Raw genomic sequence first — 15,008 nt, 5'->3', positions numbered from 1 at the left:
TCTACGTGAGGGAACAGGCTGGTAACCGATCAACGACGTGGCAGGAATTGCAGCGGATCTACAGGTTTACCCTGACGGCGAATCTCAAAGTGCAGTTTCACCCGGTCCGTACCAGTTGACCCCATTTCGGCAATTGCCTGTCCGACTTTGACCTGCTGCCCCTCCCGAACCAACAGCCTACGGTTGTGGCCGTAAGCACTTACGTAGGTATCGCTGTGTTTGATAATGACTAACTCGCCGTAGCCCCGCAAGCCACTCCCGGCGTAAACAACCGTCCCATCAGACGCAGCTAAAACAGGCTGTCCCAAATCTCCGGCGATATCAATGCCTTTATTCAAACTGCCGTTTGAAGAGAATTTCCCGATCAAAATGCCGCTCGAAGGCCACCCCCAACCGGTCGGAGCGGGCCCTGCCGGCGGTAGCGGAGCCGGTGCCGGCTTGCTCTCGACACTGGTTGCAGTACCGGCTGTGGTGCCGGCTACAGCGCCTGCCGGACGCCTGATTACCGTGGTTTTAAGGGAAGAGGATGGTGTTGAATCCTGTTTTGTAACAACGGTGGTCGGCGTGGAACCTGAACGGCCGTCAAAGCGAATCGTCTGACCCGGATGAATTGTATAAGGCTCAGCAATATTGTTGCGTGCCGCCAGGGCTTTGTAGTCCCAACCATAGCGAAAAGCGATCGAGAACAATGTATCGCCACGGCGAACGACATACTGGCCAGTGGTCACGACCGGCCGCTGGGCCACTGCATTATTACCGTCGACTACCCGCACGCCGTCCGAAGGTTTGCTGGAGCACGCAACCAACGTGGAACTCAAGACAAGGCCAATCACCAGTCGCTGAAAGCTTGTTATACCCATACGCTGCGCAATGACTGTGAGACTCACCCGCCGCTCCCTATGTGGTGGCTGATAATAAAGATTGCCTGTTCAGGCCTGGAATGTCGCCAGTATAACCGGCCGTTCATTCTTTACCGCTGGCAAAGCGAAATCGAGAGAAGGACACAACTGCTGACCGACATTCAATAGTGTTTATATGAATAGCCCGCTGTAAGACAAACGCTATCAAGCAGAATTCACCGCTATTAAACAAAAGCTCAAGCCAATGGACCGTTGAGTAAAGGCACAAAGCGTACAGCGTCCAGAACTTGCCGAGAGAAACCCTGCTCTTCACGAATGATCAGCATCAGATGTTGATCCTCACCCGCGCCGACCGGAATCACCAAGCGCCCGCCGGGAGCCAGCTGATCGAGCAAGGCCTGAGGGACATCGGTGGCAACAGCGGTAACAATGATGCCGTTGTACGGCGCCAGTGCCGGCCAGCCTTCCCAGCCATCACCCCAGCGGAACACTACATTACGCAGGTTCAATTCGACCAGGCGCTCCTTGGCGCGATCTTGCAGCACTTTGATCCGTTCGACCGAGAACACACGCTCAACCAGTTGCGACAGGACCGCCGTCTGATAACCGGACCCGGTGCCAATCTCCAGAACTTTGTCCAATGGACCTGCCGCCAACAACAGCTCGCTCATGCGAGCCACCATATAGGGCTGGGAAATTGTCTGGTTATGACCGATCGGTAACGCGGTGTCTTCATAGGCGCGGTGCGCCAGTGCCTCATCGACGAATAGATGACGCGGGGTACGGCGGATGACTTCCAATACCTGGGCGTTGGACAGTCCCTCCTCGTACAACCGCTGGATCAAGCGCTCGCGAGTTCGTTGAGAGGTCATACCGATACCTCGACGCAACAGGTCGTCTTGTTCACGCCCCATTAACGCAACCCCTCCAGCCAGCCATCGAGACTACTGAAGGCATCATTGAAGGTGCGATCGAGCTGCAACGGGGTGATCGAAACATAACCTTGCATCACCGCATGAAAGTCAGTGCCCGGGCCGCCGTCTTCGGCATCGCCTGCCGCCGCAATCCAATAACCGGACTTGCCTCGCGGGTCGACCACTTTCATCGGCGCCGCAGCACGGGCGCGATGGCCCAGACGGGTCAGCTGGATGCCACGTATGTGATCGAGCGGCAGATTGGGGATATTCACATTCAGCACAGTACGTGGTGGCAAATCCAGTTGGGCATGCGCCTCTACCAGTTTGCGCGCGAAGTACGCAGCGGTCGACAGGTTCTCGACCTGACGCGACACCAGCGAAAAGGCGAAGGATGGCCGATCCAGAAAACGCCCTTCCAGCGCGGCGGCGACAGTACCGGAATACAGCACATCGTCACCCAGGTTGGCACCCAGGTTGATCCCGGAAACCACCATGTCCGGCTCGCGCTCCAACAGACCATTGAGGCCCAGATGAACACAATCGGTGGGGGTTCCGTTGATGCTGATAAAGCCGTTTGCCAGGGTTTGCGGGTGCAACGGACGATCGAGTGTCAGCGAGCTGCTGGCGCCGCTTTTGTCTTGGTCCGGGGCGATAACCACGCACTCGGTGTAATCCGCCAGCGCAGCATAAAGCGCGGCGAGACCGGGTGCTGTTACCCCATCGTCGTTAGATATCAGAATACGCATGGGCTGTCCGTCTGCCCCACCGGCACCAGATCGACGAGTTCGCGCACCAATACAGTGGCGAAGCATCCGGCCGGCAGGACGAATTCCAGTTGCAGAATGTCAGGCTCGGGATAATGCCACGTCAACCCGCCAATGGGCAGCCGCAGGATGCGACGTTCATGGCTCATTCCGGCTTTAATCAACCAATCGCGCAGATCGGCTTCGCGGGCAGCGACTTCTTGCTCAAGAACATGAGTGGCGCCGCTCGCCGGTGACTCCCCCTCGCCCCACTGTGGCCCTGTCGGGTGCAGATCAAGGATCGCCAGACGTGGGTCGCTGCATTCCGCTTCGCCTGCCGGGAAAAAGCTGCGGCTATCGGTGAACGCGAGCAAATCGCCAATCTGCGCTCGCTGCCAACTGCCATCGGCGACACGGGCGGCCAGCACCTGATTGAACAGATAACTGCGGGCGGTCGAGAGTAAACGCGAGCGCACATTGCGCTGTTCCGGCAGGGCCTTGCGAGCGGCCCAGTCACGGGCATCGAGCACATTGCCGCCCTGATGGCCGAAGCGCTGGGCACCGAAATAATTTGGAATGCCCTGCCTGGCGATCAGTTGCAGGCGCTCGTCGATAGCCGCCTTGTCCCCCACCAGTTCAGTCAAACGCAGGGTAAAACCGTTGGCCGCGTGGGCCCCGCGTTGCAACTTGCGTTTATGCCGAGTGCTTTTCAGAATTTTCAGCGTGTCGTTTTCTGCCGCCGACAGATCGGGGTCGGCCTTGCCCGGCAGTTGCAGGCTGAACCACTGTCGGGTCAGCGCCTGGCGATCCTTCAACCCCGCGTAACTCACGGTGCGAAGCGGTACACCCGCAGCCTTGGCAATGCGCCGGGCCGCGTCTTCGGTGTTCAGGCCGCGTTTTTCCACCCATAACCACAGGTGTTCACCGTCGCCGCTCAAGGGAATATCCAGTACTTCGTCGACCTGAAAGTCTTCAGCGGTGGCTTTCAGTACCGCCGTTCCCAGTGCTTCGCCATAGGCACGCGGGCCGAGCAATTGCAGTTCGTTCATGCGCGCAGCAACAAGGCAACGGAGTGCACGGCAATGCCTTCTTCGCGACCGACAAAGCCGAGCTTTTCGGTGGTGGTAGCTTTCACGTTCACTTGATCCAACTCAACTTGAAGATCCGCGGCAATCAGTGCGCGCATCGATTCTATATGCGGGGCCATTTTTGGCGCCTGGGCAACGATGGTGTTATCGACATTACCGACCTTCCAGCCCTTGGCGTGGATCAGTGCGACAACATGACGCAACAGTACGCGGCTGTCAGCACCTTTGAATTGCGGGTCGGTGTCCGGGAAGTGTCTACCGATATCACCCAGCGCCGCCGCGCCGAGCAAGGCATCGCTCAACGAGTGCAGCAAGACGTCGCCGTCGGAATGGGCGAGCAGCCCGAAGCTGTGTGCAATTCGCACGCCGCCCAGAGTGATGAAATCGCCTTCAGCGAAACGGTGCACATCATAGCCGTGGCCAATACGCATAAAAAAACGCCCCGATTTAGTCAGGGCGTGATTCTACCTGCTTTGGCGGACATTAGGCGCCTAGAGCGTGTGCGTGATGTCGCAAGTGATCATCGATGAAGCTGGCGATGAAGAAATAGCTGTGGTCGTAGCCTGGTTGCAGACGCAAGGTCAGCGGATGGCCGGCAAGTTTCGCCGCCTGCTGTAGCACTTCGGGCTTGAGCTGAGTGGCCAGAAAGTCATCTCGATCCCCCTGATCCACCAGTAATGGCAGCTTTTCACTGGCCTCGGCGATCAGCACACTGGCATCCCATTCGCGCCATTTCGAGCGCTCCCCACCCAGATAGCGGGAAAACGCCTTCTGCCCCCAAGGGCAATCCATCGGATTGTTGATCGGCGCAAAAGCCGACACCGACTGATAACGCCCGGGGTTGCGCAACGCACACACCAAGGCACCGTGGCCACCCATGGAGTGACCACTGATTCCACGCTTGTCGGACGCCGGGAAATGCGCCTCGACCAGTGCCGGCAACTCCTGCACCACGTAGTCATGCATCCGATAATGCCTGGCCCAAGGTTCCTGCGTGGCATTCAGATAAAAGCCCGCACCCAGTCCAAAATCCCAGGCGCCATCCGGATCACCCGGCACATCGACGCCGCGCGGACTGGTATCCGGTGCGACGATGATCAGACCAAGCTCGGCCGCCATGCGCATGGCACCAGCCTTGTGCATGAAGTTTTCGTCGGTGCAGGTCAATCCCGACAACCAGTACAACACCGGCAGATTGCCGCCCTGCTCCGCTTGCGGCGGCAGGTACACGGCAAACACCATGTCGCAGCCCAGTACTTCGGAATGATGTTTGTAGCGTTTATGCCAGCCACCGAAGCTCTTCTGGCATGAGAGGTTCTCCAGACTCATGACCGACCTCAGAAATGGATGACAGAGCGGATGCTTTTGCCTTCATGCATCAGGTCGAATGCCTTGTTGATGTCTTCCAGACCCATCGTGTGGGTAATGAAAGTGTCCAACGGGATTTCGCCGGTCTGGGCCATTTCGACGTAGCTTGGCAACTCCGTGCGACCGCGCACGCCACCGAACGCCGAACCGCGCCAGACGCGGCCGGTTACCAGTTGGAACGGACGGGTGGAAATCTCTTGGCCAGCACCGGCAACGCCGATGATCACCGACTCACCCCAGCCTTTGTGGCAGCATTCCAACGCAGCGCGCATCAGTTGCACGTTGCCGATGCACTCGAAGGAAAAGTCCACACCGCCATCGGTCATGTCGACGATAACGTCCTGAATCGGGCGATCGAAGTCTTTCGGGTTCACACAATCGGTGGCGCCCAACTGCTTGGCGATTTCGAACTTGGCCGGGTTGATGTCGATGGCGATGATTCGCCCGGCTTTGGCTTTGACCGCACCGATGACCGCTGACAGGCCAATGCCACCTAGACCGAAGATTGCCACGGTGTCGCCCGGTTTGACCTTGGCGGTGTTGATGACAGCACCGATCCCCGTGGTGACGCCACAGCCCAGCAGGCAGACTTTTTCCAGTGGCGCTTCTTTAGGGATCTTCGCGACAGAGATTTCCGGCAACACCGTGTATTCGGAGAAGGTCGAGGTGCCCATGTAGTGGAAAATCGGCTGACCTTTGTAGGAGAAGCGCGTTGTGCCGTCTGGCATCAGGCCTTTGCCCTGGGTCGCACGGATGGCTTGGCAGAGGTTGGTTTTGCCTGATTTGCAGAATTTGCACTGGCCGCATTCCGGTGTGTACAGCGGAATCACGTGATCGCCCACCGCTACCGAAGTCACACCCTCGCCGATGGCCTCGACAATCGCGCCACCTTCGTGGCCGAGGATCGACGGGAATATGCCTTCCGGGTCGGCGCCCGACAGGGTGTAGGCGTCGGTATGGCAAACGCCGGACGCAACCACACGCAACAGGACTTCACCGGCCTTGGGCATGGCGACATCGACTTCAACGATCTCAAGGGGTTTCTTGGCCTCGAAGGCAACGGCGGCGCGCGACTTGATCATCCTGACTCTCCAGCGAATAAAAACAAGACAGGGAGTGTAAAACACCGCCAAGAGATGAATAATCCAGCCAAAAGCAAAACATTATTGCTGCACAGGGATAATCCTCATGTCCGAGAACCGCTGGGAAGGCATCGATGAGTTCGTCGCCGTCGCTGAATGCAACCAGTTCACGGCTGCCGCCGAACGCCTTGGGGTTTCGTCTTCGCACATCAGTCGACAAATCGTACGACTCGAAGAGCGCCTGCAAACCCGCCTGCTCTACCGCAGTACCCGCCGGGTGACCCTGACCGAAGCCGGGCAAACTTTCCTGCAACACTGCCAACGCTTGCAGGACGGACGCGAAGAAGCCTTACGCGCAGTCGGCGACCTGACCAGCGAGCCCAAAGGCATGCTGCGCATGACCTGCGCGGTGGCGTATGGCGAGCGCTTTATCGTGCCGCTGGTGACCAGCTTCATGGGGCTTTATCCGCAATTGCGGGTCGATATCGAATTGAGCAACCGCCCGCTCGATCTGGTGCACGAAGGTCTGGATCTGGCGATTCGGCTTGGCCGCCTGCAAGACTCACGACTGGTAGCCACGCGCCTGGCGCCACGGCGCATGTACTTGTGTGCCTCGCCGTCCTATCTGGAACGTTATGGTCGTCCGCACAGTTTGTCCGAGCTGAGCCGACACAACTGTTTGATCGGCAGCTCGGACATCTGGCAACTGGAGCAGGGCGGGAGAGAGTTTTCCCAGCGGGTACAGGGCAATTGGCGCTGCAACAGTGGGCAAGCGGTGCTGGACGCTGCGCTACAAGGCGTTGGGTTGTGTCAGCTGCCGGACTATTACGTGCTCGAACACCTGAAAAGCGGCGCACTGGTGTCGTTGCTGGATGCTCATCAACCACCGAACACCGCCGTCTGGGCGTTGTATCCGCAGCAACGGCATCTGTCGCCGAAGGTGCGCAAGCTGGTGGATTATCTGAAGGAGGGACTGGCCAAACGGCCGGAGTATCTGGAGTAGTTGCAACTCCACCCGTAGCAGCAGGCTTCGCCAGCTGCTACGAAAAGCTCTTCTACCGGCGATTCGCCCAGCGCAGGCGTAGCCACTCCAGGTCTTCGGGACGGGTGACCTTGATATTGTCCGAGCGACCTTCAATCAGGCGTGGGGCCAAACCTGCCCACTCCATGGCCGAGGCCTCGTCGGTGATCACCACGTCAGCCACCAGACTGTCAGCCAAGGCCCGATGCAATGCGCCGAGACGGAACATCTGTGGTGTATAGGCTTGCCAGATCAAACTGCGATCAACGGTTTCAACCACCCGCCCCTGTTTGTCGACACGTTTCAGGGTGTCGCGCGCTGGCACAGCCAATAGCCCGCCAACAGAATCATCCGCGAGCTCAATCAGCAGCTTGTCCAAATCATCGCGAGAAAGATTCGGTCGCGCGGCATCGTGGACCAACACCCAGTCCTCGTCGGCAGCGCCTTGTGCATGCAAATGCAGCAACGCGTTGAGTACCGAGCCCGAGCGCTCCTGACCGCCATCCACCCGCTGAATTCGCGGATCATGGGCGCAGGCCAGAGTCGGCCAATAGGGGTCGTCAATAGCAAGACTGACCACCAGCCCCTTCAAGGCGGGATGGTCGAGGAAACAGCCGAGGCTGTGTTCGAGAATTGTGCGCCCACCCAATTGCAAATATTGCTTGGGGCGGTCCGCAGCCATACGGGCACCAACGCCCGCGGCAGGAATCACGGCCCAGAAGGCCGGTAGCGTCTGAATCATTGGGCCAACTGGTAGAGGGTTTCACCCTCCTTGACCATGCCCAACTCATGGCGAGCCCGCTCTTCAACGGTCTCCATACCTTTTTTCAACTCAAGGACTTCGGCATCCAGAACGCGGTTACGCTCCAGCAGTGCCTCGTTTTCGGCGTGCTGGTCAGCAATTTGCTGGGTCAGCTCGGCGACCTGCGCCAGACTGCCATTCCCCACCCACAGGCGGTACTGCAGGCCAGCCAGCAGCAAGAGCAAGACGAGGAACAACCAATTGGGACTGCGCATCGAATATCGGGTTTCCAGTGAAAAAAGACAGCCATGCCAACAATTTTGAAGCGACCAATAGCACGAAGCCTGGAAGAACCAGGCTCGTACTCTAAGACGTCAGATTAGTGGCAAAAAAGCCGCTGTAGCGTTCTTTCCGACACAATCCGGTGTCTTTTTACCATCTAGTGTCCCGCCTCACAAACACGCTCATCTTTTGACGAGTGGCTGTTGTCGTCAGGCAACGCTGCATGAAGGCAACAGACGCCGTCAAAAAGGAGCAGCTATTTGCGAGGCAGGATACTTCAGCTTAGCCGCGAAACTCGCTGCGGCCGTTGTACTTGGCCTTGGCGCCCAGTTGCTCTTCGATGCGCAGCAATTGGTTGTACTTGGAAACACGGTCGGAACGGCACAGCGAACCGGTTTTGATCTGGCCAGCCGAGGTGCCCACAGCCAGGTCGGCAATGGTCGAATCTTCGGTTTCGCCGGAACGGTGCGAGATCACCGCAGTGTAACCAGCAGCCTTGGCCATCTGGATGGCTTCCAGGGTTTCGGTCAGGGTGCCGATCTGGTTGAACTTGATCAGGATCGAGTTGGCGATCTTCTTGTCGATGCCCTCTTTCAGGATCTTGGTGTTGGTCACGAACAGGTCGTCGCCGACCAGTTGAACCTTGTCGCCGATCTTGTCGGTAAGGATTTTCCAGCCATCCCAGTCGGACTCATCCAGGCCATCTTCGATGGAGATGATCGGGTAACGGCTGGCCAGACCGGCCAGGTAGTCAGCGAAACCGGCAGCATCGAACACCTGGCCTTCGCCAGCCAGATCGTACTTGCCATTTTCGTAGAACTCGCTGGCAGCGCAATCCAGAGCCAGGGTGACGTCGGTGCCCAGCTTGTAACCAGCGTTGGCCACAGCTTCGGAGATCACTTTCAAAGCGTCTTCGTTGGACGCCAGGTTCGGCGCGAAACCACCTTCGTCACCGACGGCGGTGCTCAGGCCACGAGCCTTCAGCACAGCTTTGAGGTGATGGAAAATCTCGGTGCCCATGCGCAGGCCATCGGCGAAAGTCTTGGCGCCAACCGGCTGAACCATGAATTCCTGGATGTCGACGTTGTTATCGGCGTGCTCGCCACCGTTGATGATGTTCATCATCGGAACCGGCATCGAGTAAACACCCGGGGTGCCGTTCAGGTTGGCGATGTGTGCATACAGAGGCAGGTCCTGGTCCTGTGCTGCTGCCTTGGCCGCAGCCAGGGAAACGGCGAGGATCGCATTGGCGCCCAGGGTTGCCTTGTTTTCGGTACCGTCCAGCGCGATCATCGCGCGGTCCAGTGCCTGCTGGTCAACCGGATCCTTACCCAGCAACAGGTCACGAATCGGACCGTTGATGTTGGCTACAGCCTTGAGCACACCCTTGCCCAGGTAACGGCTCTTGTCGCCATCACGCAGCTCGAGTGCTTCACGCGAGCCAGTGGAAGCACCGGACGGCGCGCATGCACTGCCGATGATGCCGTTATCGAGAAGCACATCTGCTTCGACGGTGGGATTGCCACGGGAGTCGAGAACTTCACGACCTTTGATGTCGACGATTTTTGCCATTGTTGTAAACACTCCAAAGTTGACTAGAACGCTGTGGGAGCATGGCTTGCCAGCGAAGGAGCCCACAAGGACACCATCACTGGCAAGCCGTACTCCTACAAGAGCAGTGCGGCCCGCAGGCCAGAGCGATAAATCGAGCGGTACTTTACCGGAGAAATCAGGTTTACGCGGTTTCTACTGTCGGAAAACTCTTCACCAGTTCATCCAGAGCCTTGAGCTGGGCCAGGAATGGCTCCAGCTTGTCCAGACGCAAGGCGCAAGGGCCATCGCATTTGGCGTTGTCCGGATCTGGATGCGCTTCGAGGAACAAGCCAGCCAACGACTGACTCATGCCAGCCTTGGCCAGATCAGTGACCTGGGCGCGACGACCACCGGCGGAATCGGAGCGACCGCCAGGCATTTGCAGCGCGTGGGTCACATCGAAAAATACCGGGTATTCGAACTGCTTCATGATGCCGAAACCGAGCATGTCCACAACTAGGTTGTTGTAGCCGAAACTCGAACCGCGCTCACAGAGGATCAACTGATCGTTACCCGCCTCTACGCACTTGCTCAGAATGTGTTTCATTTCATGAGGGGCGAGAAACTGGGCTTTCTTGATGTTGATCACCGCGCCGGTCTTGGCCATGGCCACCACCAGATCGGTCTGCCGCGACAGGAAGGCTGGCAGCTGGATGATGTCGCAGACCTCGGCGACCACCGCAGCCTGTTCAGGCTCGTGGACGTCAGTAATGATCGGCACACCGAACGCCTGTTTCACGTCCTGGAAAATCCGCATCCCCTCTTCCAGGCCCGGGCCACGATAAGAGGTCACGGACGAGCGGTTAGCCTTGTCGAAGCTGGCCTTGAACACGTAAGGGATACCGAGTTTTTCGGTAACCCGCACGTACTCTTCACAGACCTGCATAGCCATGTCGCGGCTTTCCAGCACGTTCATGCCGCCGAACAGCACCATCGGCTTATCGTTGGCGATCTCGATGTTGCCTACGCGGATGATTTTCTGCGCCATGCGTTTTATCTCCGGGCTCAAGCTTTCTTCTGATGCTGAACCAAAGCAGCCTTGACGAAGCCGCTGAACAACGGGTGACCGTCGCGCGGTGTCGAGGTGAACTCAGGGTGGAACTGGCACGCGACGAACCATGGGTGATCCGGTGCTTCAACCACTTCAACCAACGCGCCATCACCGGAACGACCGGAGATTTTCAGGCCGGCTTCCATCAGGCTCGGCAGCAGCTTGTTGTTCACTTCATAACGATGACGATGACGCTCGACGATGACGTCCTTGGCATAGCAGTCATGGACCAGGGACCCGGCTTCCAGCAGGCAATCCTGAGCGCCGAGACGCATGGTGCCACCCAGATCGGAGGTTTCGGTACGGGTTTCGACTGCGCCGGTGGCGTCTTCCCACTCGGTGATCAAGCCAACGACCGGGTGACCGCTATTACGATCGAATTCAGTGGAGTTGGCGTCTTTCCAGCCCAGCACGTTACGAGCGAACTCGATCACGGCCACTTGCATACCGAGGCAGATACCCAGGTAAGGAATCTTGTTTTCGCGAGCGAATTGAACGGCGGTGATCTTGCCTTCCACGCCACGCAGACCGAAACCGCCTGGCACCAGAATCGCATCGACGCCATCAAGCAGCGCAGTGCCCTGGTTCTCGATGTCTTCGGAATCGATGTAACGCAGGTTGACCTTGGTGCGGTTGCTGATACCGGCGTGACTCATCGCTTCGATCAGCGATTTGTAGGCGTCCAGCAGCTCCATGTACTTGCCGACCATGGCGATGGTGACTTCGTGCTCCGGGTTGAGCTTGGCGTCAACCACAGCTTCCCACTCGGACAGATCGGCACCAGCACATTGCAGGCCGAAACGCTCGACGACGAAATCATCCAGTCCCTGGGAGTGCAGAATGCCCGGGATCTTGTAGATGGTGTCGGCGTCTTCCAGCGCGATGACCGCACGTTCTTCAACGTTGGTGAACTGCGCGATCTTGCGGCGCGAAGAGATATCGATCGGGTGGTCGGAACGGCACACCAGCACGTCTGGCTGCAAGCCGATGGAACGCAGCTCCTTGACCGAATGCTGAGTAGGCTTGGTTTTGGTTTCACCGGCAGTGGCGATGTACGGTACCAGCGTCAGGTGCATCAGCATCGCGCGTTTGGCGCCAACTTCGAAACGCAATTGACGGATCGCTTCGAGGAACGGTTGGGATTCGATGTCACCCACGGTGCCACCGATCTCGACCATGGCCACGTCGGCATCGCCGGCCCCCTTGATGATCCGGCGCTTGATCTCGTCGGTGATGTGCGGAATCACCTGGATCGTTGCGCCCAGATAATCACCACGGCGCTCCTTGCGCAGGACGTGTTCGTAGACACGGCCGGTGGTGAAGTTGTTGTTCTGGGTCATGGTCGTGCGGATGAACCGCTCGTAATGGCCCAAGTCCAGGTCGGTTTCGGCGCCGTCGTGGGTGACGAACACTTCACCGTGCTGGAACGGGCTCATGGTGCCCGGATCAACGTTGATGTAGGGGTCCAGTTTGAGCATGGTGACCTTAAGTCCCCGCGCCTCCAGGATGGCTGCCAATGAAGCCGAGGCAATGCCTTTCCCCAATGAAGAAACAACACCGCCCGTGACGAAGATGTAGCGCGTCATGAAAAACCCTAGAAGTCTGCGTTAAAGCGGTCAGAGCCGCCGGGGAAAGCGAAGGAAGGCCGAAGCCCCCGATCACCTGCATTAATTACAGTGCATCTTTCGAAAAATTGCTGCGTTGGAACAGATCGGCACAGAACACCGATACGGTACGCGCTACACATTTTTTTGAGAATCGCCCAGCAAAGACTGCTTGGTAATCGGCAACTCCTGCAATTCATGGGAATCCACAGAAGTTGTATCAAGAAGGGAGCGTAGTCTACCGGAAAGCCCCTTTCAGCTCAAACCTTGATCGCTCGTCGGTGGCAGCCAATGCAATTGCCAACATTCATGGGCACTTGCGCTCAGTCCAGGGAGGTTCGCAACCGCTAGTAATTGCTCACCGCGGTACACCAGCGGCAATCTGCCACGGGCGAACAATGGCAGGCGGCTTTCGTTGAGCAAGCGCTTCAGGTCCCGGTGACCACGCCCCGGCAGGTGCATGACTTCACCGCCCTGACGGTAATGAACGTGTAATGGCCCTTCGGGGATTTGACCACTGAATCTCAGCCTACCGTTATCGGGCAACAGCAAAGCCGAGGCCGGATCCGTCCAGATTGGAGCCGGTTCCGGAGCTCGCAGCCAACTGCCAGACAGCCACCAGATTCGCCCTGCGGCCCGATGCAACTCTCCGTCTGCCAGACACCAGATGGGCCTTGCATCGCCCGCAGCGTCGCGCAAGGCCTGCCAGCCCGACCAGTGGTCGCTATCAGGCAAAAGGGTCCACGCGGCCAGCCAGTGACTCAAGGCATTGCGCTGGCGAGCCAACGACAGATTTTCCAGGGGGGCCAACGCCAGCGACGGTAATCCCAGCCAATCGAACTCGCTGACAGTGCAGGCATTAGCGAGATCCATTTCAGCCAGCTCATCGAGCAGCCCTTGCGCCTCACTAAGATGCGCAGCACTGCGAGCGATGGTCGTCACCGCCTGTGGCCAGCGCTCGGTCAGTACCGGGAACACCTGATGGCGCAAATAATTGCGGGAGAACTGCCGATCATCATTCGAGGGATCTTCGATCCAGTTCAACTGATGTTCAGCGGCATAAGCCTCCAACTCGGCCCGCGACACATGGAGCAGTGGTCGCAGCAAATGTCCGTGCCCCAGCGGGCGCTGTTCGGGCATCGCCGACAACCCTCTCACCCCTGCCCCACGCAACAAACGGAAAAGCAGTGTTTCAGCCTGATCGTCGCGGTGCTGAGCGGTCAACAGCAATTCATTGGCCCCGGTCGCCGCGATGAAGGCGCCATAACGCGCATCCCGGGCGGCACGCTCAAGACTGGCGCCAGGCCGGACCTCGACGCGAATCACCTGCAGCGGCACGCCCAACGCATCACAGACCGCCTGACAATGTTCCGGCCACGCATCGGCCACAGCCTGAAGGCCATGATGGACATGGATGGCAGAGAGTGTCGGCAGGGATTCGGTTTTAGCGAGTTGCGCGAGCAGATGCAGCAGAACGGTGGAGTCGAGCCCGCCGGAGAAGGCGATGCGCCAGGTCCAGGCGTTGCGCCAGGGGGCAAGTTGCTTGAGAAGTGTTGCGCAAAGAGTCATGAACGCACCAAAACCTGTAGGAGCCGAGCTTGCTCGCGATGAACGATAACGCGGTCAGTCAGATTGACCGAGGCGCCTCTATCGCGGGCAAGTCCGATCGCCGCACGGCTCGCTCCTACAGTAGATCAGCGTCAAATCAGAGACCGTAGCTCATCAGACGCTCGTAGCGACGAGCCAACAGCTTGTCGTTATCCAGCTTCTTCAACATCGCCAGTTGCGAGCTGAGTTCGGCACGGATCGACGCTGCTGCGCCAGCCGGATCACGGTGCGCACCACCCAACGGCTCATTGATAACCTTGTCGACAATACCCAGGCCTTTGAGGCGCTCGGCAGTAATGCCCATGGCTTCAGCCGCATCCGGTGCCTTCTCGGCAGTTTTCCACAGAATCGAGGCGCAACCTTCCGGAGAGATAACCGCGTAAGTCGAGTATTGCAGCATGTTCAGCTGATCGCAGACACCAATCGCCAGCGCACCACCGGAACCACCCTCACCGATCACGGTGGCGATGATTGGGGTTTTCAGGCGTGCCATGACGCGCAGGTTCCAGGCAATCGCTTCGCTCTGGTTACGCTCTTCAGCGTCGATGCCAGGGTATGCGCCCGGAGTGTCGATGAAGGTCAGGATCGGCATCTTGAAGCGTTCGGCCATTTCCATCAGACGGCAGGCCTTACGATAGCCTTCCGGACGTGGCATGCCAAAGTTGCGGCGAACTTTCTCGCGCACTTCGCGGCCTTTCTGGTGACCGATGATCATCACCGGCTGGTCGTCCAGACGGGCAACACCACCGACAATGGCAGCGTCATCGGAGAAGTGCCGATCGCCGTGCAGCTCATCGAACTCGGTGAAAATGTGTTCGATGTAGTCGAGGGTATACGGGCGACGCGGGTGACGCGCCAGGCGCGCGATCTGCCAGCTGGTCAGCTTGCCGAAGATGTCCTCGGTCAGTGTGCTGCTCTTGTCTTGCAGACGAGAGATTTCATCGCCGATATTCAGCGAATTGTCATTACCGACCAAGCGCAACTCTTCGATCTTGGCTTGCAGGTCGGCGATCGGCTGTTCGAAATCAAGAAAATTCGGGTTCATAGGC

General features: G+C 58.4%; 15 protein-coding genes. 1 reads left to right on the top strand and 14 read right to left on the bottom strand.

Annotated elements, in window-relative coordinates; translation table 11 throughout:
• Nucleotides 1-29 precede the first annotated feature (29 nt).
• From AC07O1_RS08730 to AC07O1_RS08700, 7 genes are all read right to left on the bottom strand, one after another.
• Nucleotides 30-887: a peptidoglycan DD-metalloendopeptidase family protein gene (locus tag AC07O1_RS08730; protein WP_495088520.1), complete on the bottom strand. Its 858-nt coding sequence runs from the start codon at nt 885-887 to the stop codon at nt 30-32.
• A 209-nt stretch (nt 888-1,096) separates the two neighbouring features.
• The gene (locus tag AC07O1_RS08725; protein ID WP_494992579.1) at nt 1,097-1,732 is read right to left on the bottom strand and encodes a protein-L-isoaspartate(D-aspartate) O-methyltransferase; all 636 of its coding nucleotides are present in this window, start codon (nt 1,730-1,732) and stop codon (nt 1,097-1,099) included.
• A 41-nt stretch (nt 1,733-1,773) separates the two neighbouring features.
• Entirely contained in the window at nt 1,774-2,523 is a 750-nt protein-coding gene (surE, locus tag AC07O1_RS08720) for a 5'/3'-nucleotidase SurE (protein WP_494992578.1), read from the bottom strand.
• Nucleotides 2,511-3,569, bottom strand: a complete 1,059-nt coding sequence (gene truD, locus AC07O1_RS08715; protein WP_495088519.1) for a tRNA pseudouridine(13) synthase TruD — start codon at nt 3,567-3,569, stop codon at nt 2,511-2,513. Before truD ends, surE begins: the two co-directional genes overlap by 13 nt.
• Nucleotides 3,566-4,039, bottom strand: a complete 474-nt coding sequence (gene ispF / locus AC07O1_RS08710; RefSeq protein ID WP_495088518.1) for a 2-C-methyl-D-erythritol 2,4-cyclodiphosphate synthase — start codon at nt 4,037-4,039, stop codon at nt 3,566-3,568. Before ispF ends, truD begins: the two co-directional genes overlap by 4 nt.
• Nucleotides 4,040-4,091: 52 nt before the next feature.
• Entirely contained in the window at nt 4,092-4,937 is an 846-nt protein-coding gene (gene fghA, locus AC07O1_RS08705) for an S-formylglutathione hydrolase (RefSeq protein WP_495088517.1), read from the bottom strand.
• An 8-nt stretch (nt 4,938-4,945) separates the two neighbouring features.
• Nucleotides 4,946-6,058 (bottom strand): S-(hydroxymethyl)glutathione dehydrogenase/class III alcohol dehydrogenase, encoded by a 1,113-nt coding sequence (locus tag AC07O1_RS08700; RefSeq protein ID WP_019692107.1) that lies wholly within the window; start codon nt 6,056-6,058, stop codon nt 4,946-4,948.
• A 106-nt stretch (nt 6,059-6,164) separates the two neighbouring features.
• Here AC07O1_RS08700 and AC07O1_RS08695 point away from each other — a divergent pair, with 106 nt between their 5' ends.
• Complete coding sequence (locus AC07O1_RS08695; RefSeq protein WP_494992574.1) at nt 6,165-7,061, top strand: LysR substrate-binding domain-containing protein; 897 nt, start codon at nt 6,165-6,167, stop codon at nt 7,059-7,061.
• Nucleotides 7,062-7,113: 52 nt separating this feature from the next.
• Here AC07O1_RS08695 and ispD read toward each other — a convergent pair whose 3' ends face one another.
• From ispD to AC07O1_RS08660, 7 genes are all read right to left on the bottom strand, one after another.
• On the bottom strand, nt 7,114-7,821 hold the full coding sequence (gene ispD, locus AC07O1_RS08690; protein WP_495088516.1) for a 2-C-methyl-D-erythritol 4-phosphate cytidylyltransferase: 708 nt from the start codon (nt 7,819-7,821) through the stop codon (nt 7,114-7,116).
• Complete coding sequence (gene ftsB / locus AC07O1_RS08685) at nt 7,818-8,096, bottom strand: cell division protein FtsB (RefSeq protein WP_494992572.1); 279 nt, start codon at nt 8,094-8,096, stop codon at nt 7,818-7,820. Before ftsB ends, ispD begins: the two co-directional genes overlap by 4 nt.
• 289 nt (nt 8,097-8,385) lie before the next feature.
• Nucleotides 8,386-9,675 carry a phosphopyruvate hydratase gene (gene eno / locus AC07O1_RS08680; RefSeq protein WP_494992571.1) on the bottom strand — a complete coding sequence of 430 codons (1,290 nt, stop codon included), beginning with the start codon at nt 9,673-9,675 and terminating at the stop codon, nt 8,386-8,388.
• 163 nt (nt 9,676-9,838) lie between these two features.
• Nucleotides 9,839-10,684, bottom strand: coding sequence for a 3-deoxy-8-phosphooctulonate synthase (gene kdsA / locus AC07O1_RS08675; RefSeq protein WP_494992570.1), 846 nt, complete (start codon nt 10,682-10,684; stop codon nt 9,839-9,841).
• Between the two features lie 17 nt (nt 10,685-10,701).
• On the bottom strand, nt 10,702-12,333 hold the full coding sequence (pyrG, locus tag AC07O1_RS08670; protein ID WP_494992569.1) for a CTP synthase: 1,632 nt from the start codon (nt 12,331-12,333) through the stop codon (nt 10,702-10,704).
• 273 nt (nt 12,334-12,606) lie between these two features.
• A complete protein-coding gene (gene tilS, locus AC07O1_RS08665; RefSeq protein ID WP_495088515.1) occupies nt 12,607-13,920 on the bottom strand; it encodes a tRNA lysidine(34) synthetase TilS in 1,314 nt (437 codons plus the stop codon).
• Nucleotides 13,921-14,056: 136 nt separating this feature from the next.
• Entirely contained in the window at nt 14,057-15,004 is a 948-nt protein-coding gene (locus AC07O1_RS08660) for an acetyl-CoA carboxylase carboxyltransferase subunit alpha (RefSeq protein WP_494992567.1), read from the bottom strand.
• Between the last annotated feature and the right edge of the window lie 4 nt (nt 15,005-15,008).

The organism is Pseudomonas sp. GW821-FHT07G10 (assembly GCF_059418545.1).
The sequence above is the reverse complement of the archived record's forward strand: the minus strand, read 5'-3'. Positions and strand labels throughout refer to the sequence as shown.